The sequence below is a fragment of the Pseudoalteromonas sp. c7(2019) genome (assembly GCF_011378625.1).
GTDB classification, from domain to species: Bacteria; Pseudomonadota; Gammaproteobacteria; order Enterobacterales; family Alteromonadaceae; genus Pseudoalteromonas; species Pseudoalteromonas arctica.
The window spans coordinates 23,527-47,027 of sequence record NZ_WTKS01000023.1; the positions used below are offsets into that span (position 1 = coordinate 23,527).

26 protein-coding genes are annotated in these 23,501 nt (G+C 38.4%); 19 read left to right on the forward strand and 7 right to left on the reverse strand.

Translation table 11 applies throughout. The features are described from left to right. Positions 1-26 precede the first annotated feature (26 nt). The 4 genes from GQR38_RS18755 to glpG all read left to right on the forward strand — a co-directional run bounded on the left by GQR38_RS18755 (position 27) and on the right by glpG (position 3,497). Entirely contained in the window at positions 27-1,220 is a 1,194-nt protein-coding gene (locus GQR38_RS18755) for a glycine C-acetyltransferase (protein ID WP_007584715.1), read from the forward strand. Positions 1,221-1,270: 50 nt separating this feature from the next. Continuing rightward, positions 1,271-2,296, forward strand: coding sequence for an L-threonine 3-dehydrogenase (gene tdh / locus GQR38_RS18760; protein ID WP_007584716.1), 1,026 nt, complete (start codon positions 1,271-1,273; stop codon positions 2,294-2,296). A gap of 68 nt (positions 2,297-2,364) precedes the next feature. Beyond that, the gene (gene glpE / locus GQR38_RS18765; RefSeq protein ID WP_007584717.1) at positions 2,365-2,682 is read left to right on the forward strand and encodes a thiosulfate sulfurtransferase GlpE; all 318 of its coding nucleotides are present in this window, start codon (positions 2,365-2,367) and stop codon (positions 2,680-2,682) included. After that, on the forward strand, positions 2,679-3,497 hold the full coding sequence (gene glpG, locus GQR38_RS18770) for a rhomboid family intramembrane serine protease GlpG (RefSeq protein WP_007584718.1): 819 nt from the start codon (positions 2,679-2,681) through the stop codon (positions 3,495-3,497). The genes glpE and glpG overlap by 4 nt, the downstream gene beginning before the upstream one ends. Before the next feature lie 3 nt (positions 3,498-3,500). On the opposite strand, the gene GQR38_RS18775 is transcribed toward glpG, so the two are convergent. Next, on the reverse strand, positions 3,501-3,899 hold the full coding sequence (locus GQR38_RS18775; protein WP_165722911.1) for a flagellar basal body-associated protein FliL: 399 nt from the start codon (positions 3,897-3,899) through the stop codon (positions 3,501-3,503). A 154-nt stretch (positions 3,900-4,053) separates the two neighbouring features. On the opposite strand from GQR38_RS18775, the gene GQR38_RS18780 reads away from it, so the two are divergent. Together GQR38_RS18780 and ubiA are read left to right on the forward strand one after the other, a co-directional pair. After that, on the forward strand, positions 4,054-4,593 hold the full coding sequence (locus GQR38_RS18780; RefSeq protein WP_007584720.1) for a chorismate lyase: 540 nt from the start codon (positions 4,054-4,056) through the stop codon (positions 4,591-4,593). Then, complete coding sequence (ubiA, locus tag GQR38_RS18785) at positions 4,590-5,468, forward strand: 4-hydroxybenzoate octaprenyltransferase (RefSeq protein WP_007584721.1); 879 nt, start codon at positions 4,590-4,592, stop codon at positions 5,466-5,468. Before GQR38_RS18780 ends, ubiA begins: the two co-directional genes overlap by 4 nt. Before the next feature lie 37 nt (positions 5,469-5,505). Here the strand turns inward: ubiA and GQR38_RS18790 are convergent, their stop codons facing one another. From GQR38_RS18790 to GQR38_RS18800, 3 genes are all read right to left on the reverse strand, one after another. Then, a complete protein-coding gene (locus tag GQR38_RS18790) occupies positions 5,506-6,126 on the reverse strand; it encodes a 2OG-Fe(II) oxygenase (protein WP_007584723.1) in 621 nt (206 codons plus the stop codon). A gap of 92 nt (positions 6,127-6,218) precedes the next feature. Further along, the gene (locus tag GQR38_RS18795) at positions 6,219-7,103 is read right to left on the reverse strand and encodes a LysR substrate-binding domain-containing protein (RefSeq protein ID WP_007584725.1); all 885 of its coding nucleotides are present in this window, start codon (positions 7,101-7,103) and stop codon (positions 6,219-6,221) included. 377 nt (positions 7,104-7,480) lie between these two features. After that, positions 7,481-7,903, reverse strand: a complete 423-nt coding sequence (locus GQR38_RS18800; protein ID WP_007584730.1) for a DUF2721 domain-containing protein — start codon at positions 7,901-7,903, stop codon at positions 7,481-7,483. A gap of 75 nt (positions 7,904-7,978) precedes the next feature. On the opposite strand from GQR38_RS18800, the gene GQR38_RS18805 reads away from it, so the two are divergent. Genes GQR38_RS18805 through tsaD form a run of 3 tightly spaced genes read left to right on the forward strand, consistent with a single transcriptional unit; the run spans position 7,979 to position 9,967 of the window. Continuing rightward, positions 7,979-8,332, forward strand: coding sequence for a DUF2007 domain-containing protein (locus GQR38_RS18805; RefSeq protein WP_010554404.1), 354 nt, complete (start codon positions 7,979-7,981; stop codon positions 8,330-8,332). Next, positions 8,325-8,915 carry a YjaG family protein gene (locus tag GQR38_RS18810; RefSeq protein ID WP_007584732.1) on the forward strand — a complete coding sequence of 197 codons (591 nt, stop codon included), beginning with the start codon at positions 8,325-8,327 and terminating at the stop codon, positions 8,913-8,915. The genes GQR38_RS18805 and GQR38_RS18810 overlap by 8 nt, the downstream gene beginning before the upstream one ends. A 38-nt stretch (positions 8,916-8,953) precedes the next feature. Next, entirely contained in the window at positions 8,954-9,967 is a 1,014-nt protein-coding gene (gene tsaD, locus GQR38_RS18815; RefSeq protein WP_010554406.1) for a tRNA (adenosine(37)-N6)-threonylcarbamoyltransferase complex transferase subunit TsaD, read from the forward strand. An 11-nt stretch (positions 9,968-9,978) separates the two neighbouring features. Here the strand turns inward: tsaD and plsY are convergent, their stop codons facing one another. Continuing rightward, entirely contained in the window at positions 9,979-10,590 is a 612-nt protein-coding gene (plsY, locus tag GQR38_RS18820; RefSeq protein WP_007584736.1) for a glycerol-3-phosphate 1-O-acyltransferase PlsY, read from the reverse strand. 230 nt (positions 10,591-10,820) lie between these two features. On the opposite strand from plsY, the gene folB reads away from it, so the two are divergent. The 4 genes from folB to GQR38_RS18840 all read left to right on the forward strand — a co-directional run bounded on the left by folB (position 10,821) and on the right by GQR38_RS18840 (position 13,924). Continuing rightward, complete coding sequence (folB, locus tag GQR38_RS18825) at positions 10,821-11,180, forward strand: dihydroneopterin aldolase (protein WP_007584738.1); 360 nt, start codon at positions 10,821-10,823, stop codon at positions 11,178-11,180. Next, complete coding sequence (folK, locus tag GQR38_RS18830) at positions 11,181-11,669, forward strand: 2-amino-4-hydroxy-6-hydroxymethyldihydropteridine diphosphokinase (RefSeq protein ID WP_024591465.1); 489 nt, start codon at positions 11,181-11,183, stop codon at positions 11,667-11,669. Next, positions 11,666-12,466 (forward strand): undecaprenyl-diphosphate phosphatase, encoded by an 801-nt coding sequence (locus tag GQR38_RS18835; protein ID WP_007584742.1) that lies wholly within the window; start codon positions 11,666-11,668, stop codon positions 12,464-12,466. Before folK ends, GQR38_RS18835 begins: the two co-directional genes overlap by 4 nt. A 135-nt stretch (positions 12,467-12,601) precedes the next feature. Beyond that, positions 12,602-13,924, forward strand: a complete 1,323-nt coding sequence (locus GQR38_RS18840; protein WP_165722917.1) for an IS4 family transposase — start codon at positions 12,602-12,604, stop codon at positions 13,922-13,924. Between the two features lie 42 nt (positions 13,925-13,966). On the opposite strand, the gene GQR38_RS18845 is transcribed toward GQR38_RS18840, so the two are convergent. After that, complete coding sequence (locus GQR38_RS18845; protein ID WP_165722912.1) at positions 13,967-14,755, reverse strand: hypothetical protein; 789 nt, start codon at positions 14,753-14,755, stop codon at positions 13,967-13,969. Between the two features lie 251 nt (positions 14,756-15,006). On the opposite strand from GQR38_RS18845, the gene mpl reads away from it, so the two are divergent. The 5 genes from mpl to GQR38_RS18870 are packed head-to-tail and all read left to right on the forward strand — an operon-like array spanning position 15,007 to position 19,352. Continuing rightward, complete coding sequence (mpl, locus tag GQR38_RS18850) at positions 15,007-16,362, forward strand: UDP-N-acetylmuramate:L-alanyl-gamma-D-glutamyl-meso-diaminopimelate ligase (RefSeq protein ID WP_165722913.1); 1,356 nt, start codon at positions 15,007-15,009, stop codon at positions 16,360-16,362. Position 16,363: 1 nt separating this feature from the next. Then, positions 16,364-16,984, forward strand: a complete 621-nt coding sequence (locus GQR38_RS18855) for a flavin prenyltransferase UbiX (protein WP_007584746.1) — start codon at positions 16,364-16,366, stop codon at positions 16,982-16,984. Then, positions 16,984-17,913 carry an ABC transporter ATP-binding protein gene (locus GQR38_RS18860; RefSeq protein WP_007584747.1) on the forward strand — a complete coding sequence of 310 codons (930 nt, stop codon included), beginning with the start codon at positions 16,984-16,986 and terminating at the stop codon, positions 17,911-17,913. The genes GQR38_RS18855 and GQR38_RS18860 overlap by 1 nt, the downstream gene beginning before the upstream one ends. After that, complete coding sequence (locus GQR38_RS18865) at positions 17,914-18,681, forward strand: ABC transporter permease (protein WP_007584748.1); 768 nt, start codon at positions 17,914-17,916, stop codon at positions 18,679-18,681. Continuing rightward, a complete protein-coding gene (locus GQR38_RS18870; protein ID WP_165722914.1) occupies positions 18,681-19,352 on the forward strand; it encodes an SAM-dependent methyltransferase in 672 nt (223 codons plus the stop codon). The genes GQR38_RS18865 and GQR38_RS18870 overlap by 1 nt, the downstream gene beginning before the upstream one ends. 6 nt (positions 19,353-19,358) lie before the next feature. Here the strand turns inward: GQR38_RS18870 and GQR38_RS18875 are convergent, their stop codons facing one another. Then, positions 19,359-21,242, reverse strand: a complete 1,884-nt coding sequence (locus GQR38_RS18875) for a GGDEF domain-containing protein (RefSeq protein WP_010554415.1) — start codon at positions 21,240-21,242, stop codon at positions 19,359-19,361. 530 nt (positions 21,243-21,772) lie between these two features. On the opposite strand from GQR38_RS18875, the gene panP reads away from it, so the two are divergent. Continuing rightward, positions 21,773-23,398, forward strand: coding sequence for a pyridoxal-dependent aspartate 1-decarboxylase PanP (gene panP / locus GQR38_RS18880; RefSeq protein WP_165722915.1), 1,626 nt, complete (start codon positions 21,773-21,775; stop codon positions 23,396-23,398). The last annotated feature ends 103 nt before the right edge of the window (positions 23,399-23,501 follow it).

Below are 23,501 nucleotides of genomic sequence, written 5' to 3' on the forward strand. Positions count from 1 at the left end.
CCCGTTCAAATAAATGGAGAACACAGATGAGAGCATCTGCTTTTTTTAGCCAGCTACAACAGCAAATTGAAGACGTAAAAACCGAAGGTTTGTATAAAAGCGAACGTATTATTAAATCTCAGCAGCAAGCTCAAATCGAAGTTGCGTCAGGTAAAGTAATCAACTTTTGTGCTAATAACTACTTAGGTTTAGCTAATAGCCCAGAGCTAATTGAAGCTGCGCAAAACGGTTTAAATAATCATGGTTTTGGTGTTGCGTCTGTTCGTTTTATTTGTGGTACGCAAGATATTCATAAAACACTAGAGAAAAAAATCAGTGAGTTTTTGGAAACTGAAGACACCATTCTATATTCTTCGTGTTTTGATGCAAACACCGGTTTGTTTGAAACTATTTTAGGCGCAGAAGACGCTATTATTTCTGATTCATTAAACCATGCATCAATTATTGATGGTGTACGTTTGTGTAAAGCCAAGCGTTTTCGTTATGCAAATAACGATATGGCTGATCTTGAAAAGCAACTTATTGCAGCAGATGAAGCCGGCGTTAAAACGAAACTAATAGCTACTGATGGCGTGTTTTCTATGGACGGCGTTATTTGTAATTTAGAAGCTGTGTGCGACCTAGCTGATAAATACGATGCACTTGTAATGGTTGATGACTCTCACGCAGTCGGCTTTGTTGGCGAAAACGGTAAAGGTACACCTGAGTACTGTAATGTATTAGACCGTGTAGATATTATCACCGGTACATTAGGTAAAGCGCTAGGCGGTGCATCAGGTGGTTATACATCGGGTAAAAAAGAAATTGTTGAATGGTTACGTCAGCGTTCACGCCCATACTTATTCTCAAACTCATTAGCACCTTCAATTGTTACTGCATCAATTAAAGTACTTGAAATGCTAGAAAATGGCGGCGAGCTTCGCGCTAAACTTTGGTCAAATGCTAAATATTTCCGTGAGCAAATGGAAGCTGCTGGTTTTACGTGTGCGGGTAAAGATCATGCAATTATTCCAGTAATGCTGGGAGATGCCAAAGTAGCCTCGTTAATGGCTGATAAGTTACTTGTTGAAGGTATTTACGTAACCGGTTTTTCATTCCCTGTAGTACCAAAAGGGCAAGCGCGTATTCGTACACAAATTTCAGCGGCGCATAGCATTGAGCAACTCGATATTGCTATTGATGCATTTACCCGTATTGGTAAAGAAATGGGCGTTATTTAATTTTATTTTAAACCGAAGCCTTGCTTCGGTTTTTTAGTTGAGTGTGAATTATGAAAGCATTATCTAAATTAAAAGCAGAACCGGGCATTTGGATGACAGATGCGCCAAAGCCAGAAGTCGGTCATAACGACTTACTGATTAAAATTCGTAAAACAGCTATTTGTGGTACCGACGTACATATTTACAAATGGGATGAATGGGCAAGTAAAACGATTCCTACTCCTATGGTTGTTGGTCACGAATATGTTGGTGAAGTCGTTGATATGGGTCAGGAAGTTCGTGGCTTTAAAGTAGGCGACCGCGTATCGGGTGAAGGTCATATTACCTGTGGGCATTGTCGTAACTGTCGTGCTGGGCGTGTACATTTATGCCGCAATACAACAGGTGTTGGCGTAAATCGTGAAGGTGCATTTGCAGAGTATTTAGTTATTCCTGCATTTAATGCATTTAAAATTCCAGATAATATTTCTGATGAGCTGGCTTCAATTTTTGACCCATTTGGCAATGCAGTTCATACCGCATTATCGTTCGACTTAGTTGGCGAAGATGTACTTATTACTGGTGCCGGCCCAATTGGTATTATGGCAGCAGCGGTTGCAAAACACGTTGGTGCTCGCCACGTCGTTATTACCGACGTAAATGAATACCGCCTAGATTTAGCCCGTAAAATGGGTGCATCACGTGCTGTAAACGTGGCAAGCGAAAAGCTTGAAGATGTAATAAAAGACTTAGGTATGACAGAGGGCTTTGATATTGGTCTTGAGATGTCAGGTGTGCCAAGCGCTTTTAATTCAATGCTTAATAACATGAACCACGGCGGTAAAATTGCCATGCTAGGTATTCCACCATCTGATATGGCAGTTGATTGGAACCAAGTTATTTTTAAAGGTTTAGTGATTAAAGGTATTTACGGTCGTGAAATGTTCGAAACGTGGTACAAAATGGCAAGCTTGATTCAATCTGGTCTTGATTTGAACCCAATTATTACACATCAGTATTCTGTGGATGACTTCCAAGCTGGCTTTGATATGATGATTTCAGGTCAGTCAGGTAAAGTAATTTTAAACTGGGATTAGTTCCTAACTAAATTACAAGAAGGGCGGCTTTAGCCGCCTTTTTTATACTATTAATTAAAGAGACTTCAATGGCATTTAAACACATTTCTATAGCGCAAACGTTAGAACTTCTAGATAAAGAAGACGTTGTAATTGCAGATATTCGCGATCCAAATTCGTATCAAGCTGGTCGTATTCCAGGCTCAGAAGCACTTTCTAACGGTAATATTGCACAATTTATGATGGAAAAAGAATTCGATCAGCCAATTATTATTGTGTGTTATCACGGTATGAGCTCTCAGGGCGCAGCTAGTTATTTAGTTGAGCAAGGCTTTGAAGATGTTTACAGCATGGATGGTGGTTTTACTGCTTGGGAAGCGTCTTATAGCGAGAAAGTAGAGCGATGATAGAGCTTGGCAGTTTAAATAACCCACGCGCCGCACAAGGCTTTATAGATTATTTAAAAAGCCAGGGCTTAGATGCAAAGATACACTCAGCAGATGGCAGTAATGTCATTATTAGCGTGACTGAGGAGGACTTTCATCAAGTTCAGCCTTTATGGGTTGAGTTTACACAAAACCCTAATCATGAAAAATACCAGCAAGCATCTTGGGATGTAGGCAGCACACAATCGCCGCTTAAATATCAAGGGCAATCACTTAATCTTATGGCGCGGTTTAAAGCGCTTAGCTGGCTTAACCAAACTGTTAGCATATTGAGTATTGTTATTTATGTCGCTTTTTTATTGGGTGGATTTGATGAAATTTATACAGCTCTGCAATTTAATCCATCACAACCGCTTAGTTGGTTAACACCTGCGCTTGTGCATTTTAGCGCGATGCATATTGTGTTTAATTTAATTTGGTGGATGTCGCTTGGCGACAATATCGAAAAGCAATGCGGAAAACTCAGCTTAATAGGTTTGTTTTTAGTGACTGCACTTATTAGTAATTGGGCGCAATACCTAATGGTTGGTCCCAACTTTGGCGGTTTGAGTGGCGTAGTATATGGGTTACTTGGTTTTTGTTGGATTCATAGCTTTTTAAATCCGAACAAACCTGCGCTGGTTAGTACGGCTATTGTTGGTTTTATGTTGATTTGGTTAGTGCTTGGGTTTGCAGATGTATTGTTTGTAGGTATGGCTAATTGGGCGCACTTAGGTGGGTTAGTTAGCGGTATGGCTTTTGCCTACACCGCCAAAGTATTTAACGCAAAACGTTAAATACTAATGATATAAATATTTAGTGAACAAGACTTCACGGATGATCTCTTGTCCTGTTTCTTCTTTTAAGAGGCTTTTTAGTTTTTCGGCGCACTTTGCGCGTATTTCTTCACGGCCAGTAAGGGATTTTATTTTTTCTTCAGGCTCTTTAGATAAAATCTCTACTAGGGCATCACGTAGTAATGGCGTGTGGTGCTCTACTACTGCAATATCTGAAGTGTCATTAAGCATTAAATCAATAGTTACACGCACATAGCCCATTTTTTTACTTGATGCGCCAATGTAGTTGGTGATTATATCTGGCTCAAAACCAAAATAACCAACTGTGGATTCAGCACGAGCTGTAAAGCTTATGACGCTTACAAAGAACGTAAAAAGACTTGCGTATACTATTTTTTTCATATTTAAAGCGTTTCTTAAAACTTGTTACAAATAGTTTATACTTAATAGTGGGTAATAAACAGCGCCAAGCTATTATTTATGGTTATAAAACATCACTTTTTCAAAAGCTTTGGCAATGGTATCATCTCGTTGTTTTTTATTTTGTTGAGCTATTGTGATTACTTATCCTCTGTCTATATCTGCTAATTGGCAGTCCACTTCATATGTAAGTGACTTATCTCCTCTAGAGCAAGAATGGCTTTTTGAACCTAATTCTTTAACTGCTAAATTAAAAAGTAAATCACAAATTTTTAGTGTAAGAGTATTAAGCGAGCAGTTATTTACTTTAAGTCTAGAGCAAAAGTTATTACTAAACTGTAGCGCTAAAACAGCTATTAATAGAGAAGTACTCTTATTGTGCGATAACAAACCTGTGGTATACGCACAGAGCTGGCTTCCTAAAAATGATTCGAGCAATCCTTTGCACAATATGGGTGAACGACCTCTTGGTGATGTGATTTTTCAAGACCCAGCACTAAAACGAACGGATATAGAAATTGCTTATTTTGATGCCAAGCACCCCGTTCAGCTATTAGTTGCAAAATTAAACCTACCCGAAAAAAACTTACTAGGGCGTCGAAGTGTATTTTCACTCAAAGAATATAAATTTTTAGTGTGTGAAGTGTTTTTACCAGGAGCATATTTATACTCATGAAATTAGCCGCTTTAAAGCCAAAACATATTTCTTACTATATACAGCTAATGCGTATAGATAAGCCCATTGGTACCTTGTTATTACTTTGGCCAACATACTGGGCTTTATGGCTTGCTAATAGTGGGATGCCGAGCTTACTTAACTTTATTATATTTACGCTGGGCGTTGTTGTTATGCGAAGTGCAGGGTGTGTAATTAATGATTTTGCAGATAGGAAAATAGACGGCTCTGTAAAACGCACAGCTCAGCGGCCGCTAGCTTCAGGGCGGGTTAGTAGTGGTGAGGCACTTAGCCTATTTTTACTACTCATAGTTATTGCGTTTATTTTAGTATTAATGCTTAGCGTTAATACTATTTTGCTTTCTTTTGGTGCTTTGGCTTTAGCCTTTTGCTACCCTTTTATGAAACGCTATACACAATTACCACAAGTTGTTTTAGGGGCTGCATTTGGTTGGTCTATTCCAATGGCCTATATGGCTTCAATAAATGCATTACCGCAGCAGGCATGGTTATTATTTATAGCCAACATTTGCTGGACAGTCGCTTATGACACTATGTATGCGATGGTTGATAGAGATGACGATTTAAAAATAGGGGTAAAATCAACCGCTATTTTATTTGGTAAATTCGACCGCCACATAATCTTTTTACTTAATGCTGTATTTATAGCGCTGGTTGCGTTTATTGGTATAAGTAATCATTTAAGTGTCGCGTTTGGCGTTGGTTTGAGTGTAGCAGCTGGTTTATTGGCATATCAACAAACGCTTATTCATAAACGTGAAAGAGATGCCTGCTTTAAAGCATTTTTAAATAATCATTATGTGGGCTTGGCTATCTTTATAGGGTTATTACTTTCATACCCAATAGCATTTTAAAGCCTTAATAAAGGCTGTTAAAATTCTCTATTTAGAGCTATCGGGGTGGATCAATAATGCCGCTAATAGAGGCATTTTTTCTAAACCATCCAGCAATAGAATAGCGTTCGTCAACTGCAGGAAGCACTTCATGAGCAAAACGTTCGCTTTCAAACATAACCAATGTGCCAGCAGTTGGTTTAATGGTTATTTCTACTTCTTTACTTTTAGGTTTATATATAACAAGTTCGCCACCTTGCTCTGGCGTATTTAAATAAAGCACCGTTGTAAATACACGATTAGATCGACCTTTAAATGCATCTAAGTGTTTTTTGTAAAAATCACCCTGTGTATATTTTGCATAATGGCATTCGTAATCAAATAGCCCCATAAAAAAGCTACGATTTAATGTGGTTTTTATACTTTGCATTATTGCTTGATACGTAAGCTGTGCTTGAGAGCTGCCGTCAAACCAATAGGTTTTGTCTGTGCGAATAGTTTTATCTATTTGTAAGTTATTTAATCGACCAATACCGGCAAGGCTAAAGTGGGGGTTTATACGGTGACAATCTGCAACTAAATCGTTAACTAAATCGGCAATAAGCGCGTTATGAATTACGGTGTATCCTTGGCGTTCTATATCATCTAAATAGACATCAGGACCAAAAAGTGTGTTCATTCACATCAGCTGTTTAAAAAAGGTGCGACAGTGTAGCCGAAAAGCGATTTAAAGCTACTGTTTATTGTGCCGCACTTTTTCAAAAAGAAGGGTTAGTTAAATGCAGCTCCCGCCTTTTTTATAAGCGACAACAAGTGTTCTACATGTTCGGTAATAGACGTTTGTTGGCTTGTTTGTACAACGAGTTGTTCGTGATTTAAATCTTTATTTGTTTTTAGTTGCACGAGTTCAGAGTTCTCTGCGATTGTGTTTGCATGCTCAATGCTTGCAATAGCAAAGTGATCTGATTTAACTACACCAGCCATTACTTGCTCAATGCTACCCACTTTAATACTTGATGATTTATTTAAAGAATCAATTGCTTCATTAAGCATAGTTTGCACTTGTTTAGATTGAGAGAAGCAGCCAAACATAGGGTAGCTATCAAGATTTTGCTTACTTATATCGTTTTTATGTGCAAGAGGGTGATTTTTTGAAACAAATAATACAAGCTGATCAGGTAAGTGAATGTCACTGCCAATACTATTAATAGCTTGAGAGTATACACTTATGTCTATTTCACCTTGTTGGAGTCTGCGTGTTAGCTCTTGTTGATCTTGTAACTGCATTTCAATTTTTATATGAGGATATTGAGCTAAAAACTGTCCACAAGAAATAGGTACTATGCTGCTTGCCTTATTGGTATAGCCAATAACAAGTTTTTCATTAGCATTACCGTTTACTGATTGAAAAATCCGTTTTTTCGTTAGCTCAAGTTCCGATAGAGTCGTTTTAGCATATTCAAGGAAAAGTTCGCCTTCAGGCGTTAATTTAACAGAACGAGTTGAGCGTTTTACTAACTCATATCCCATTTCATTTTCAAGTGTTTGAATGCTGCGCGTTAGCGCTGAAGTACTAATTTGGGTTTGTTCAGCTGCTTGTCTAAAGTGACGTAATACACCAAGTGCTACAAATTGCTCTAATTGTTCAAATCTCACTTTATAGTCCCTTTTTATAAGTAAGTCGCAGATACCACGGATATCAAATATATTAATTTTTATTCTAAAGTTTAGTAAAATTCTATATTGAAATACGGTTGCAAGTTCATACGTGTTTCCAGCAGGATACCCCCCTTTTAGTATTAATTAAAGAGGAAAGCGACCAAATAGTATTACTTTTTTAATTGATAACTAGTTGTTTATTGTGTTTTGTCTATATTTTTGCAATTAACTATCTAGGCAAAGTTATTTTAACTCAGTGGGTTAGTTAGGAGATTGGAATTTAATTGTTCTAATTAATAAAAAAGTACGCCCCAAAATAGGGCGCACATATAACATGATTATGACAAATAATAGGGTGTTTTATCTATAAGAGTTTATTTTACAAAATTTCTATTTATTCGGCTGCTTAATGGTTTATTTTCAATGCTTTGTAGTTCTATTTCAATCGCATCACAGGAAATATGTATTTCGAATAAAGACGTTAATAACGATAAACTTAAGCAAGCTAAGCTAATGCCAAATAAAATAATCCCTGTGGTATTAAATTCAATAAATAAAGCAAACATCGAAAATGTACACAGTAAAAAAGAGGCTACGCCGTATACCTGCATTGTTCTTATTAAGTTTATTCGTTTACGTAAGTTAGTGATTTGAGCGACTACAACAGGTCGGATAGATTCGCCTTCACGCGCATTTAACTCTCTAATTAATTGCGCTAAAACTAAAAATCGGTTTGTATAGGCTAATAATAGCAGCGATATGGCCGGAAAAAGTAAGCCTGGGGTTGTAAGTGTCATGTTTATTCCTTAAAAGTGCAGCATGCTAATAATTTAGCGCAGGATATTGATAACACAAAATAAATGAGGTGAATATTGCAAAATATTAATAATAAAAATTCAACTGATAGCTCTTTTCAATGGGTTACAATTTATAAAGCCGAAAATACTCTTGAAGCTAATATTATTAAAGGTTTAATACAAACCAGTGGCATTGAATGCAAAATAAAAGGTGAGATGCTCCAAGGCGCATTGGGAGAAATTCCATTTGATCAAGCACAAGTTAGTGTGCAGGTTTATGCGATAAAAGAGCGCCATGCGCGCCAAATATTGGTAAACTATCAACAAGTAAAACAATCCGCTCCAGATTGGGTATGCCCTAACTGTAATGAGCATAATGGATCAACATTTGATTTTTGTTGGTCGTGTGAGACGTTAAAGAATGACTAAAGCAAATAATTTTCAGCGTATTAGAGAGCTTAACTATTTACAAAAAGCTGTTTTAGCAAGTGCTTTAATAGAGCGAATGCTGCCAAATTACGGTTTATTTAGCGAAGCAACGGGGTTTGGTGATGAAACCTTACTTCGTAATTCGCTTAATGTTTGTTGGGAAAAAATATTACTGCCTAAAAGTAAAATAGATCTCGAAAAACAAGTTGAAAAAATAGAACCGAATGTTCCTGAACTTGCTGATTTTGATATGTTTGGTACTTACCCTGCTATTGATGCTGCAACGTCTTTACTTAGCTTAATGCATGGTTTAATGGCGCAAGATGAGCAAGAGTTCATTAGTGTCAGTAAAATATCTCAAGCAACAGTGGCCCGCTTTATTGAATATCAAATGACGGTTGAAGGTGAGGTTGCAGATAACACGGCCGTTAGAGAGCATCCATTAATGCAATACGAAATTGAAGTATTAGGTGAGCTAATTGATTTTGTAGAAAATATGGGGCGTATTACCTCTGATAGCGTGAAGGCACTTAAAAAGTTTGCCCTAGAAGATGGCCAAACAAATATTGGCCTTACGTTATAAAAACAGCGAAGTGAAATTTTAAAGGCAGGAGAAGTACAGTGCGAATTTTAGGCATTGAATCGTCATGCGATGAAACAGGTATTGCAATATACGATGACGAAAAAGGCTTGTTAGCTCATCAATTATACAGCCAGGTAAAAGTACACGCTGATTATGGCGGTGTAGTACCGGAACTTGCATCGCGCGATCATGTTCGTAAAACGCTACCACTTATAGACGCGGCTTTTGCACAAGCGGGTTGCGGCCCAGAAGACTTAGATGGCATTGCTTATACTGCAGGCCCAGGTTTAGTTGGAGCATTATTGGTAGGTACTTCTATTGGTCGTTCATTAGCATACGGTTGGGACATTCCAGCTGTTGCTGTTCATCATATGGAAGGGCATTTACTTGCTCCGATGCTTGAAGAAAATATTCCTGAGTTTCCGTTTATTGCATTGCTTGTATCGGGCGGTCATACCATGATGGTTAAAGTAGCGGGTATTGGACAATACGAAGTACTAGGTGAGTCAGTTGATGATGCCGCAGGCGAAGCCTTTGATAAAACGGCTAAGTTACTTGGTCTTGACTACCCTGGAGGTCCGCGCTTAGCTAAAATGGCTGAACAAGGCGTTGCGAAGCGCTTTATTTTTCCTCGCCCGATGACTGACAAACCAGGTCTTGATTTTAGTTTTAGTGGTTTAAAAACTGCAGCATCAATCACTATTCGTGAAAATGACGACGACGATCAAACTAAAGCTGATATAGCGCATGCATTTCAAACAGCGGTTATTGATACGCTGGTTATTAAGTGCAAGCGAGCGCTTAAACAAACAGGTATTAAGCGTTTAGTAATCGCCGGTGGCGTAAGTGCAAATACACAGCTTCGACTGCAGCTTGAACGCGTAATGAAAGGTATGAAAGGCGAAGTTTTTTATCCGCGTACTGAATTTTGTACCGACAACGGTGCAATGATTGCTTATGCAGGAATGCAACGATTAAAAGCAGGTCAGTTTGCAAGTCTTGATATGAAAACAAAACCTCGCTGGCCAATAGATAGCCTTGAGCCTATTTAATGACTCATATTTTAGATATTTTTGTTTTCATCGGTGGGTGCTTTTTTAGCACCCACTTTTGGTTCTTCCCCGCTAAATAATCGAATAATATTAGTACGGTGACGAAATATAATTAACAGCGTGATAAAAGTAACGGGAAGAGTATAAAGTGGCTTTATCAGCCATGTATATAAGGGCGCTAAAGATACAGCTACAAGCGCTGCCAGCGATGAATAGCGTGTTATTGCCACTATAACCAGCCATGTACAAACAAGTAAACCAGCCAATGATAAGCCAATAGGTAATAATGAGCCAAATGCCGTTGCTACGGCTTTACCTCCTTTGAAGCTAAAAAACAGTGGGTACATATGACCTAAACAAGCAGCTACTGCGACTAATCCAAGCTCTAAAGGTTCAACTTCTAAAAAATAAGCCCCCCATACTGGAATAGTGCCTTTTAAAATATCAAACACTAAAACCAAGCAAGCCGGAAATGCTCCGCCTAATCTATAAACATTTGTAGCCCCTGGGTTGTTAGAACCACTATTACGAGGGTCAGGGAGTTTGAACAACCGCGACACTAAAATAGCCGACGAAATCGACCCAAGTAAATAAGCTAAAACAAACATTAAAGTGGCTAACACACGCTTCCTTATTTTTTAATTACTATACCAATTGATAGTACTTTTAAGCTATTATTGGCAGCAAAATTTATCGTGAAAATTATTAACAGGCTATTTAATAGCTAGTTTGGTTATTTTGCTATTGTAGAAGTTATTTTCACATATTTAAACACTGGCTAAACCATATACAGTATTAATTTTATTGATGCTTTGTATAGTTGCTTAGTCGTTTGTTGTTATTTGGAGTATCAATGGATAAGGTTTTTATATCTCAATTGCACGTCGACACTATTATTGGAGTGTACGACTTTGAAAAAGAAAGTAAACAGAGCCTTTATTTTGATATTGAAATGCTTAGTGATATTAAGCCTGCAGCCGAAAATGACGATATTAATTTAGCACTGGATTACTCAAAAGTAAGCGAACGCGTTATTAAGCACTGCACTGCAAAACCTGTTGAGTTGCTAGAGACTTTGGTTGAGCAGTTGGCTGAGATTATTTTAAGCGAGTTTAATACGCCACAAGTTACTATAAGAGTAAGTAAACCTGCAGCAGTAGCACAAGCACAAACTGTGGGTGTTGAAATTACACGTGTTAAGGCAACTGACTAAATGGCTCAAATTTATATCAGCCTAGGGTCAAATATAAATAAAGCGCATTATATACAATGTGCATTAATTGCACTTAAGCAGCACTTTGAGCATATTGTGCACTCGTCTGTTTTTGAAAGTGAAGCAGTTGGGTTTGCTGGCAATAATTTTTATAATTCAGTAGTTGGCGCTACAACTGATATGTCGCTTGCTGATGTATGCGCTTTATTAAAAGAAATAGAGCGTGATAATGGGCGTACAGCGAACGATAAAAAATTTAGTCCACGAACGCTCGATTTAGATTTACTGTTTTATGATGATGTAACTTGCGATTCCCCAGCGCAATTACCACGTGATGAAATAACTAAAAATGCATTTGTATTACAACCTCTGAGTGAGGTTGCCCCAGATTTTTATCATCCTGTAGCTAAGCAAACGATTGCGCAGTTATGGAATGAATATAATAACCCTCAACAAAAGCTATGGAAGGTGGAGTTTTCTAACCTATGAGTATTATCGAAATAATTATTTTAGCCCTCATACAGGGATTTACTGAGTTTTTACCAATATCGAGTTCTGCGCATTTAATTCTCCCATCGCAAATTTTAGGCTGGGAAGATCAAGGGCTTGCGTTTGACGTAGCAGTACATGTTGGTACTTTAATAGCCGTTGTTATTTATTTTCGTAAAGAAGTAGTAGATATACTAAGCGCATGGTTTAAATCTTTTGGTAAGCAAGGCACTACCGATGACAGTAAATTAGGCTGGTGGATTATACTAGGTACAGTGCCTGCCGCTATTTTAGGTTTACTTTTAAAAGACTTTATTGAGTTATATTTGCGAAGCGCTTGGGTAATTGCTACTACCACCATTGTATTTGGTTTGTTGCTTTGGTACGCAGATGCAAAAGGGAAACAAATTAAAACTATTTATCAGCTCAATTGGAAAACGGCACTTATCATTGGTTTCGCACAAGCTGTTGCAATGATCCCGGGTACTTCTCGATCAGGTATCACGATGACCGCTGGTTTAATGTTGGGTATGAATAAGCAAAGCGCAGCGCGTTTTTCGTTTTTACTAGCGATTCCGATTATTTCTATGATGGGGCTTTATTATATTGCAGAGCTTGCACTGGGTGACCATGTAGTTGATTGGAATACATTATTGCTTGGTGTGGTGCTATCGTTCTTATCGGCTTATGCATGTATATTTATGTTTTTAAAAGTAATAGAGCGAATGGGTATGTTGCCATTTGTAATATATCGTTTATTACTCGGTGTCGGTTTGATTGTATTTTTAACGCTATAAACAAACTTAATTAGTAAAACCAAAAAAAGCACCTTTAGGTTAATGCCGATCAGTTAAGAAAATGACCGGTTGACCGATCCAAACGATCATGCAAAATCCGTAGTTAGGAAACTAACTACGGATTTTTTTGTGAATATAGAACAAGCACTGCAAGCAACACTTGAAGAAAGCAGCCGATACCATACCTTTGAAAAATTATCAGAAATTCTTGACCCTGAAATCATTGAACAAGGTTTTCAACAAGCTGGGATTGCAACCGTTCGTAAGCGAAGGCTACCGCTTGAGGCCGTTTTGTGGTCAGTTATTGGCATGGCATTGTTTCGAAAAGAATCGGTTTGGAATATCGCTAATAAGCTAGATATCATGTTACCTGGCAAGAACCCACTCGTTGCTCCAAGTGCGATGGTACAGGCGAGACAAAGGCTAGGTGATGATTCCGTTAAACACGTTTTCAATAAATCTGCTCAATCAATGTATAAGCAACAGTCATTCGAAACATGGAATGGTTTGAATCTATTAGCTGTTGACGGTGTTGTGTGGCGAACAGCCGACACGCCTGATAATCGTAAAGCCTTCTCTTCTGGTAGCAACCAATACGGTGATACAGCCTTTCCTCAAATACGCATGGTCTGTCATATGGAATTGACCAGCCATCAACTGCTCAGTAGCGAGTTTGATAACTATAAAACTAACGAGATGAAATTAGCTGAGCGTTTAATTGAACGTACACCAGATAATTCACTGACTATGTTTGATAAAGGGTATTATTCTTTAGGCCTGTTAAATCGTTGGCACCAAACTGGGAAGATGAGGCACTGGCTGATACCTGCAAGGCCCGACTTACAGTATGAAATCATCTCCAGCGCGGGTAAAAATGACCATATCATTGAATTGAAAACAACAAAGCATGCACAAAAAAACTTTCCCGATGTTCCTGAAACGATTAAAGCGAGATTAATCAGTAAAACAATAAAGGGCAAAAGCTACCGTATACTAACCTCGATGACGGATAGATTGCGTTATCCAGGTAATGAAATTGTTGAATTATATTGTCATCGTTGGGAGATAGAACTTGGGTTTAGAGAAATCAAACAAACCATGCTTGATAGCGCATACCATTTGAGAAGTAAACGTCCAGACATGGTGCGTCAGGAGCTATGGGGCGTGTTACTCGCCTATAATTTAATACGAAGAATAATGACGATGGCGGCGACAGTCACAGGGATATGGCCTAACCAGCTTAGTTTCTCTAGCAGTTCGATGGCTGTCATTCAGTATTTCTCGTCAGTATCTATAATGAGTCCAGGGAACATTCCAATACACTGGCAGCACTTACTCAGTACACTGGTCTTATTTAAGCTTCCAGCTAGACGAGAGGATAGAAGATATCCCCGATGGGTTAAGCCAAAACCATCTAAGTATCCCCATAAAAAGAAAAATGCCAGTCAGCTTAACTGACTGGCATTAACCTTTAGGTGCTTTTTTGGTTTTAAACTCAGCTTATAAATTTAATAAATAAGCTTCAATAAAGCGGCGTTGGTTAGCGGCTTTTGGCGCTGTTTTAAATATAAGTGTATTACCATTTTTACGTAGTTTTAGCTCATTAGTAAATTTACATTCGATAGCATTGAACTGAGCTATGTCGTTTTTAAAACTTTGGTCTTTTTCGCACATGGATGCCATTTCGTTTGCAACTTGTGCACAAAATGAACCCACTGGATATTCTTTTAGGTTTTCATCATCAATGCTTTCCCAATCAACATTGGTATTTATTTTTAATCCGCATTGCTTATCTATTTCGCTATTAGCGGCAGCTATATTTTTTTGTTGATACCCTAAATGCTTTTCACGATTAAACTTCGCTAGTTTAGCTTGAGTACCTTTATTTAATTGTTGATCGTATTGCGCTTTTAAGTCTTCAACAATGGCAGGGTTTGACTCTTCTTTTTTTGATAAGTAAATTCCATCACGAGTGTCTGGAATATAAAGATTGTAAGAGCAACAGCGGTAGCCTTCCTCAACACTTACTAAACTTCTTTGTGTACCATCGTAAGTATATTTGTAAGCTTTATTACTACCATGAGGTTTTAAATCGGTTAAAAATACAATCCCATCAATATCATGGTTTATGCCTGTTACTTTTACTAAAGCTTGTTTTTTATCTGTTGTTGGGGCAATAACAACATTAACGCCTTCGCCCGAACTTAATTCTATTGGGTACTTAGCAAATTCCAAAGCAAAGCTTTTTTGACTAAGTAAAATACAGGCTATAAAGAATAGTTTTTTCATATTAAGTCCTTTTTAAGTTTTAAAGTTATACAGCAAGCTGGTTTATAACATTGATAATAATTGATTAAAAGCAATACAAGGTAGGTGAACGTGCCTATTTTTTGATTTTTAGCATTTAAAAAACTAATTAACGTGTTTTTGGCACGAGTGAATTGTGCAGACGTACATAGTAACTAAGCACGAATTTTGGCATTATAGCGCCATTAAACTTTGCATAGCTGTAAAGTGAGCATACGATTTAAGGAAAGTATATGCATATACATATTTTGGGCATTTGTGGCACGTTTATGGGTGGTATTGCAGCCATTGCTAAATCATTAGGTCATAAAGTAACGGGTTCTGATCAAAACGTTTACCCACCAATGAGTACGCAACTTGAAGAGCTTGGCATTGAACTGACTCAAGGCTACGACGTATCTCAATTAGAGCCAAAACCAGATATGGTAGTTATCGGTAATGCAATGAGCCGTGGTAACCCGTGTGTTGAATATGTGCTTGATAAAGGCCTGCCTTATACATCTGGCCCTGAATGGCTTAAACATAACCTATTACAAAACTCGTGGGTACTTGCTGTAGCCGGTACGCATGGTAAAACAACCACAGCAAGTATGCTTGCGTGGGTATTAGAGTACGCAGGTTTAAAACCAGGGTTTTTAATTGGCGGCATAGTCCAAAATTTTGGTGTATCGGCCAAAGTAGGTGAAACGCCATTTTTTGTTATTGAAGCCGATGAATACGACACAGCTTTTTTTGATAAGCGCAGTAAGTTTGTCCATTACCTTCCGCGTACACTTATATTAAATAATCTTGAATTCGATCACGCTGATATTTTCGAAGATTTAAACGCAATAAAAAAACAATTTCATCACTTAATGCGTACATTACCTCAAAGCGGCAAGGTAATTTGGCCTAAGCAAGACGTAGCGCTTAATGACGTAATAGCACAAGGGCTTTGGAGCGAAAGCGAAACACTCGGTGATGACTGGGGCTATGAATTAATAAAAGCCGATGGTAGTGAGTTTAATGTACTTTTAAATAACGAAAAGCAGGGTACTGTTTGCTGGCAAGCAATAGGCGAGCATAACGTTAAAAATGCAATTATGACTATCGCAGCAGCGCGCCATGTGGGTATAGCTGTTGATCATAGTATTGATGCCTTAGGAGAATTTATTAGCCCTAAAAGGCGTATGGAGCTAAAGGCTGATATTAATAATATTAAGGTGTATGACGATTTTGCGCATCACCCAACAGCAATTAAAACTACGCTTGCAGGACTGCGCGCAAAAGTAGGTGATGAAAAAATTATCGCTATTTTAGAGCCGCGCTCAAACACTATGAAAATGGGCGTGCACCAATATACATTATTAGATTCACTGCGTGATGCTGACGACGTACTACTTTTTGAACCAGAGAATCTAAATTGGTCGCTAAAAGAGCAAGCAGATAAAGCAGGCATGCAGTGCTTTAGCAGCACGCAAACAATTATTGATACGGTGCTTGAAAATATTGAGCCTAATCAGCATATTTTAATTATGAGCAATGGCGGTTTTAATGGCCTTCATCAACACCTTGTTGATGGTTTAGCTGATAAATACAGCGGAGAATAGTGTGCAATTTAAAGATAGAATTACGCTCGCTTTTAGCGGTGCATCAGGTGCGCCTTATGGTTTAAGGTTACTTGAAGTGTTGCTTGAGCAGCAATTTCAAGTTTACGTACTTATCTCAAGTGCAGCGCGAGTGGTGCTTGATACAGAATCAAATATTAAGCTCTCTGGTAATGAAGACAAAGCCACTGAGCAGTTAAGTACGCTGTTTAATGCTAAATCTGGGCAGTTAAAAGTATACGGTAAAGATAACTGGTTTAGCCCTGTGGCTTCGGGCTCTGCGGCGCCTAAAAAAATGGTGGTATGCCCGTGTAGTGCAGGATCGGTTTCTGCAATTGCAGTAGGGGCGTCAGATAACTTATTAGAGCGCGCCGCTGATGTGGTAATTAAAGAACGCGGACAGTTAATTTTAGTGCCGCGCGAAACACCGTTTAACGAAATTCATTTAGAAAACATGCTTAAGTTATCTCGTTTAGGTGTGACCATAATGCCAGCAGCGCCTGGCTTTTATCATAAGCCACAAAGTATTGAAGACTTAGTTGATTTTATGGTGGCGAGAATTTTAGATCATTTAAATATTGAACATAACCTAACAAAACGTTGGGGTTATGGTGAGGGTAAGTAATGAATAAGCAAAATATTGCTTTAAATATAGAAGGCCTTACCAAGGTTTATAAAAATGGTGTTGAGGCTATTAAAGGCGTTGATTTACAAGTTAAAGAGGGCGACTTTTTTGCTTTACTTGGTCCAAACGGAGCAGGTAAATCAACCACCATTGGTGTTATTTCGTCACTTGTTAATAAAACAAAAGGCAAAGTAGAAGTATTCGGTTGTAATATTGATACTGACTTAGAAGCTGCAAAAGCGCATTTAGGCTTAGTGCCGCAAGAGTTTAATTTTAGCCAATTTGAAACGCTTAGCCAAATACTTGTTAACCAAGCCGGTTATTATGGTGTGCCACGTGGCGAAGCCCATAAACGTGCTGATAAATACTTAGCGCAACTTGGCTTACTTGAGAAAAAAGACAAACAAGCACGTACGCTTTCAGGCGGTATGAAACGCCGATTAATGATTGCGCGTGCCCTTATGCACGAACCTAAGTTGCTTATACTTGATGAGCCAACTGCGGGTGTAGACATAGAACTTCGCCGTTCAATGTGGGATTTTTTACGCCAAATAAATGAGCAAGGCGTTACTATTATTTTAACTACGCATTACCTTGAAGAAGCAGAGTTACTGTGTAAAAACATCGCCATAATCGATAATGGCCGAATTGTTGAAAACACGACCATTAAAGCACTGCTTGCAAAGCTTGATAAAGAAACCTTTATTTTAGATTTAAAAATGCCAGCAAACCCTGTAACGCTTGAAGGTTATAAATTTACCATGACGGACGATCACACTGTTGAAGTAGAAGTCGCTAAATCTCAAGGATTAAATGCGGTTTTTAGTGCATTAACAACTCAAGGTAATACTGTATTGAGTATGCGAAATAAAGCAAACAGATTAGAAGAGTTATTTGTTGGATTACTAGAGCAAGGGCGGGGCGAATAAATGTTTAAATATGGCGTAGCCTTAAAGAGTTTGTGGATCAAAGAGTGCATTCGTTTTTTACGTATTTGGGTGCAAACTTTAGTACCGCCAGCAATTACGATGAGCTTATATTTTGTTATTTTTGGTAACTTAATTGGTTCACGCATTGGCGACATGGGCGGCTTTAGTTATATGGAGTTTATTGTACCTGGCCTTATAATGATGTCGGTCATTACTAACTCTTATTCCAACGTAGCCTCTAGTTTTTACTCAACAAAGTTTCAAAAAAGCATTGAAGAGCTTTTAGTTGCACCTGTACCTAACTACATCATTGTTCTAGGTTATATGGGTGGCGGTATGACGCGCGGTATTATGGTGGGCTTTATAGTTACCTGTGTATCGTTATTATTTGTTGATATTCAAATTCATAATATTTTTGTAATTATGGCGACGGTTATTTTAACCTCAGCTGTGTTTGCTTTAGGTGGCTTAATTAATGCGATTTACGCAAACAGCTTTGACGATATAAGCATTATCCCCACCTTCATACTAACGCCACTAACTTACTTAGGCGGTGTATTTTATTCAATTACGTTGCTGCCTGAATTTTGGCAGAATGTATCACAAATCAACCCTATAATTTATATGGTTAACGCATTTCGTTATGGCTTTTTAGGTGTGTCGGATGTTGATTTGAGCGTGGCTCTTGGGGTTATTTTAGTATTTATAACAGCGTTATTTACATTAGCGCTTACATTGATCAAAAAAGGTGTGGGGCTAAGACACTAATGAGTGATGCAAATTCACGTAGTATTGTATCTAATCAAGCGGGTATTCACGAAAAGCTTGATGAAATAGTAAATAAGCACTTAGATGCTGAATTTAAAAAGCCAATTGCAGCACACACCCAAGCCGCATTTGACGAGGTTAATGCTAAAGTACAAGCCTTTAGTGGCCCGCTTATTTTAGACTCGTGTTGTGGCGTAGGTGAAAGCTCAGCTAACTTAGCTAAGCGCCACCCTGATGCACTTATAATTGGTATTGATAAATCGTCGCACCGATTAGATAAGCACGATGTTGAATATAAGCAAACCGACAGTGGTCAGTACATCTTAGTGCAAGCAGACTTAAACGACTTTTGGCGTTTAGCGGTTGCTGCTAATTGGCAACCTATACACCATTATTTGTTGTATCCAAACCCGTGGCCTAAATCTAAGCATATTCGTAGACGCTGGCATGGCGCGGCTATTTTTCCATTTATCGTTAAGTTAGGTGGAAAATTAGAAGTGCGCAGCAATTGGGATATTTACGTTAAGGAGTTTGCTCGGGCGCTCGAATTAACAGGCAACCCTTGCGATGTAACGCTTTATGAGTCAGACGATGCCATTACGCCTTTTGAGCGTAAATACTGGGCCAGTGGCCAGCAAAGCCACCGACTCGTTATTAACTTACCTCGCTAAAGTAAGTTAAAGTGCTAATTCTTCTTCTATAACCGTACTAACATGTGACACTGGGTGGGCAAAGTAGTTGCCTTGCATTAGTGTCACATTCGCCTTTTTAAGTGCGGTTACTATGGTTGCATTTTCTACCGACTCTGCCATTAATTGCAAACCAAGTTGATTAGCAAAACTGGCTATATGTTCAATAAATAAATAGATATCTTTGTCATTCACTATTTGCTTTATTAGTGCGCCATCTAGCTTAATACCATCTACTTCCAGCTTAAGTACGTTTGATATATTTGAATAACCACTACCAAAGTCATCAATAATAACCTTAACGCCTTTCGTTTTAACCATTCCAATAAATGCTTTTACCTCAGAAAAGTTGGCAATAGCTTGGGTTTCTAAAAGCTCTAGTGTGATATTACCAGGATGCGGGTAGCGCTTAAGTTCGTCCGCAATAAACTCACTTAAATTAGGGTCGAGCATATCTTGTGCTGTTATATTTAAACTCCAGCAAATATCGGTTTTTCTAAAGCGACTAACACATTGTGAAAATATAGTACGGGTAAGTATTCCGTCCATTCTTGATCGAGTAACAACATTTAAAAATGCATCAGGTTTCAACACTTCCCCTTGCGCCGTTACCATTCGAGCTAAACATTCGTATTGAACGACCTTGTTGGTATTTGTATCAATAATGGGTTGAAAGTAAGGCACTATACGGTTGTTATCAAACGCTTCACGCACCTCTTTAGCCATTTCAACATTGTATTGATATTGCGTTTTTACATCGTGTAGCGCTTTTGAGTAGTTAACTACGCTATGCCTGCCTTGTTTTGCTTGCAGCGCCGCTATATGAGCATTTTCAAGCAGTAGCGATTTATTGCCACTGGCAATACCTGCACATAGGGTTATGTAAATAAAAGGGTCAGTTAACACTGGGGTATTAAAGTTATATGTTTTTACGAGATCGGTAAATTCGTCATTACTCATTTCTTTAGGCGCGAGTAATACTATTTTGTTGGTTGCTAGTCTGTATATATGGCAATGCGCAGAGCTTCTGAGTTTAAAGTGAATAAGTAAGTTTTTCATTACTTTGTCACCCACTTCAGTGCCGTAGAAACTGTTTATATCTTCTATTTCATTAACCCAAATAACGGCTAACTGCATGTGATGAGCATTACTTTTTTTAATAAAGTACTCAAGAGCAATATGATTTGAAAAACCAGTACTTGAGTCAGTTGCTAAAGAGCGCTTTAGTAAATAAATATATATGGCGGCAACTAGTATCGCGATAAAAAAGAAGAAGCTCGCCATGGCAGCTGCTTTTGATACGCTTTCTTTAAGTTTCTCGTTTAAATTGTAAATAGTTATATCGGCACCCGTTAAATAGGTATTGCCGTTAATAGGGTCAACGTAAGGAATAAAAATAGTTTTAAAGTGGCCCCACTGATCGCTCGATATTTCAAATACAGGCTCGGTTGAGTAAAAAGCACTTATATTTGCATCGGTAGCTTCAGGGTAGAGATCTAAAAATTGAGTTACTTTGCCATTATTCTGATCGTCTTGCGTGTAGCTTGATGAGCTAAAAAGAACCTTTCCGTCTTTTAAAATCATTGAATACACATAAGCAATATCAAGTGCTTGAGCAAACTCAGAGAGCTGTTTACTCTTATTTTGATAGTAAGAAAAACTTATGTTGTCGCCTTGATTAACCGCACTTAAGTAATTTTCACCTAGAATATGTTTAACGCTGGTGGCGGCATTAAGTAAGCGATTATCAACCGACTGCATTATTTCAGCACGCGTGGTTTGGTAAGTGTAGTAAACATAGGTAAGCAAGCTTATTAAAAATAAGCTAAAGCCTGCCACTATCCAACTAACTTTGACTCTTCCTTCTGGCATATGTGTCCCTTTTTTGTTATCAAATTTATTATACCCAAAATAAGTAAATGCCCAATAAATAATTAGGTTTGGTAGAGTTTTAATTAGGGTCTGTTTATCTTTGCGGATTATAATTTGTTCAAACTAGGGGCGATTTAATCGCGGCGCGAGATTTGTAACCTAGTGGTCTAAGTAAAAACCGAGCAACAAAGAGTAAATAGACCCTAGGCAGAACCCTTTGGGCAGCGCCTGTTTGGCATTAATGCTACGTTATCGCCTATTTATGGGGAATAACCACACTACATAGGCGCTGCCTTGCCTAAATACCAAACAGGCTGCTGCAAATTTAACCTTGAAAGATAAATAGACCCTAAATTATCATTTTTTTGTCATCGCTTTGATTGCTTTTATAGGTTTAAACGAGACATTTTAGTTATATTGCAGTAAAGTTAGCGCAATTTTTAAAGAAACACGATTGCTCTAAATGTCCTAATAATTAGGCGTTTTTGATGGGTAAGCGCGTGTTTTAGCTACACACACTAGGTATTGAGATGGATCAAAAGCGTTGTGCCGTCGCCTCTAAAGAAAGCCTTAAGCGTATATTTACTGTACCTGAAGCGCCAGACTCAACTTTAAGCAAAATCGAGCTTGAAATTTCGAGTAATTTAGCAGGTTTTCTAAACGAAAATATAGCGGCAATTGAAAAACCATTACATGAAATCGAAAAAGATTTTCAGTCGGCAGTGATCCCAGAGGATCCAACGTTTGTATCTGCTTATGCCCAAGACATAATGGAGCAACTTGTTGCGCATTCTGTGCATACAGCTGCGCCTAGCTTTATTGGTCACATGACCTCTGCCTTGCCGCATTTCTTATTACCGCTGTCAAAATTGATGGTAGGGCTAAATCAAAATCTAGTAAAAATAGAAACGTCTAAAGCGTTTACGCCTCTTGAACGTCAAGTGCTTGGAATGATGCACCATTTAGCTTATGGGCAAGACGATTCATTTTATTCTAAATGGATGCACAGTGCTAAAACCTCATTAGGTGCATTTTGCTCTGGTGGAACGGTCGCTAATATTACTGCGCTTTGGATTGCTCGAAACCGCTTATTAAAACCCGATGGCGATTTTAGAGGTATCGGCGCACAAGGCCTAATTGCCGGTATGCTGCATTACGGCTATAAAGGTTTAGCAGTATTAATATCAGAACGCGGACATTACTCGTTAGGTAAATCGGTTGATTTACTCGGTATTGGCCGCGATAACTTAATTGGCATTAAAACCTGCGAAAATAATAAAGTTGATGTAGGAGCTATGCGCGAAAAAGCACGTGAGCTTGAATCGCAAGGCATTAAAGTAATGGCGATTATTGGGGTAGCGGGTACAACCGAAACCGGTAATATTGACCCACTTGATGAAATGGCCGACTTAGCACAAGACATTAACTGCCATTTTCATGTAGATGCTGCATGGGGAGGAGCAACCCTTTTATCGAACACGCATCGCCCTTTACTAAAAGGGATTGAGCGAGCAGATTCAATTACCATCGATGCACATAAACAAATGTATGTACCAATGGGAGCGGGCTTAGTTTTATTTAAAGATCCCGCTGCAACCGATGCAATAGAGCATCACGCTGAGTACATATTACGTAAAGGTTCAAAAGACTTAGGTAGCCACACGCTTGAAGGCAGCCGACCTGGTATGGCAATGTTAGTACATGCTTGCTTACGTGTTATTGGTCGTAAAGGTTATGAAATGCTGATTGATCGAAGCATCAAAAAAGCACATTACTTTGCTGATTTAATTAAAGCTGATGAAGACTTTGAGCTTATTTCAGAACCTGAATTGTGCTTATTAACGTATCGTTATGTACCTAAGCAAATTAAACAAGCAATAGCCGATGCAGATGCTGCAACTCGGTTAGATATTTTTGCCTCTCTGAATCGTTTTACTGCCAGTATGCAAAAACGTCAGCGAGAGTCTGGTCGCTCATTTGTATCACGTACTCGTTTAACGCCTTCTAAATACGACAATCAACCTACAGTTGTATTTAGAGTGGTACTTGCAAACCCGCTTACTTCAGGTGCTATTTTAAAAGAGATATTAGCTGAGCAAAAAGAGTTGGCAGCAACAGATCCGGTATTCAAAAAATACTTAAGAAAGTATATGTAATCTAAATACAAAAAAGGGACCTAAGGTCTAATGCCGTTCACTTAAGGTGAACGGCTTTTTTATTTCTAGCGTACCGCTGTGGTCTTGGGTTGACTGAACGAGG

Bases quoted from the DNA above. Each gene is read 5' to 3' on its own strand.
- mpl (WP_165722913.1), top strand. From the start codon at position 15,007: ATGCATATACATATTTTGGGCATTTGTGGCACGTTTATGGGTGGTATT.
- tdh (WP_007584716.1), top strand. From the start codon at position 1,271: ATGAAAGCATTATCTAAATTAAAAGCAGAACCGGGCATTTGGATGACA.
- GQR38_RS18870 (WP_165722914.1), top strand. From the start codon at position 18,681: ATGAGTGATGCAAATTCACGTAGTATTGTATCTAATCAAGCGGGTATT.
- GQR38_RS18775 (WP_165722911.1), bottom strand. From the start codon at position 3,899: ATGAAAAAAATAGTATACGCAAGTCTTTTTACGTTCTTTGTAAGCGTC.
- GQR38_RS18835 (WP_007584742.1), top strand. From the start codon at position 11,666: ATGAGTATTATCGAAATAATTATTTTAGCCCTCATACAGGGATTTACT.
- GQR38_RS18755 (WP_007584715.1), top strand. From the start codon at position 27: ATGAGAGCATCTGCTTTTTTTAGCCAGCTACAACAGCAAATTGAAGAC.
- glpE (WP_007584717.1), top strand. From the start codon at position 2,365: ATGGCATTTAAACACATTTCTATAGCGCAAACGTTAGAACTTCTAGAT.
- glpG (WP_007584718.1), top strand. From the start codon at position 2,679: ATGATAGAGCTTGGCAGTTTAAATAACCCACGCGCCGCACAAGGCTTT.
- GQR38_RS18845 (WP_165722912.1), bottom strand. From the start codon at position 14,755: ATGAAAAAACTATTCTTTATAGCCTGTATTTTACTTAGTCAAAAAAGC.
- ubiA (WP_007584721.1), top strand. From the start codon at position 4,590: ATGAAATTAGCCGCTTTAAAGCCAAAACATATTTCTTACTATATACAG.
- GQR38_RS18875 (WP_010554415.1), bottom strand. From the start codon at position 21,242: ATGCCAGAAGGAAGAGTCAAAGTTAGTTGGATAGTGGCAGGCTTTAGC.
- folB (WP_007584738.1), top strand. From the start codon at position 10,821: ATGGATAAGGTTTTTATATCTCAATTGCACGTCGACACTATTATTGGA.
- panP (WP_165722915.1), top strand. From the start codon at position 21,773: ATGGATCAAAAGCGTTGTGCCGTCGCCTCTAAAGAAAGCCTTAAGCGT.
- GQR38_RS18865 (WP_007584748.1), top strand. From the start codon at position 17,914: ATGTTTAAATATGGCGTAGCCTTAAAGAGTTTGTGGATCAAAGAGTGC.
- GQR38_RS18860 (WP_007584747.1), top strand. From the start codon at position 16,984: ATGAATAAGCAAAATATTGCTTTAAATATAGAAGGCCTTACCAAGGTT.
- GQR38_RS18810 (WP_007584732.1), top strand. From the start codon at position 8,325: ATGACTAAAGCAAATAATTTTCAGCGTATTAGAGAGCTTAACTATTTA.
- folK (WP_024591465.1), top strand. From the start codon at position 11,181: ATGGCTCAAATTTATATCAGCCTAGGGTCAAATATAAATAAAGCGCAT.
- GQR38_RS18800 (WP_007584730.1), bottom strand. From the start codon at position 7,903: ATGACACTTACAACCCCAGGCTTACTTTTTCCGGCCATATCGCTGCTA.
- GQR38_RS18790 (WP_007584723.1), bottom strand. From the start codon at position 6,126: ATGAACACACTTTTTGGTCCTGATGTCTATTTAGATGATATAGAACGC.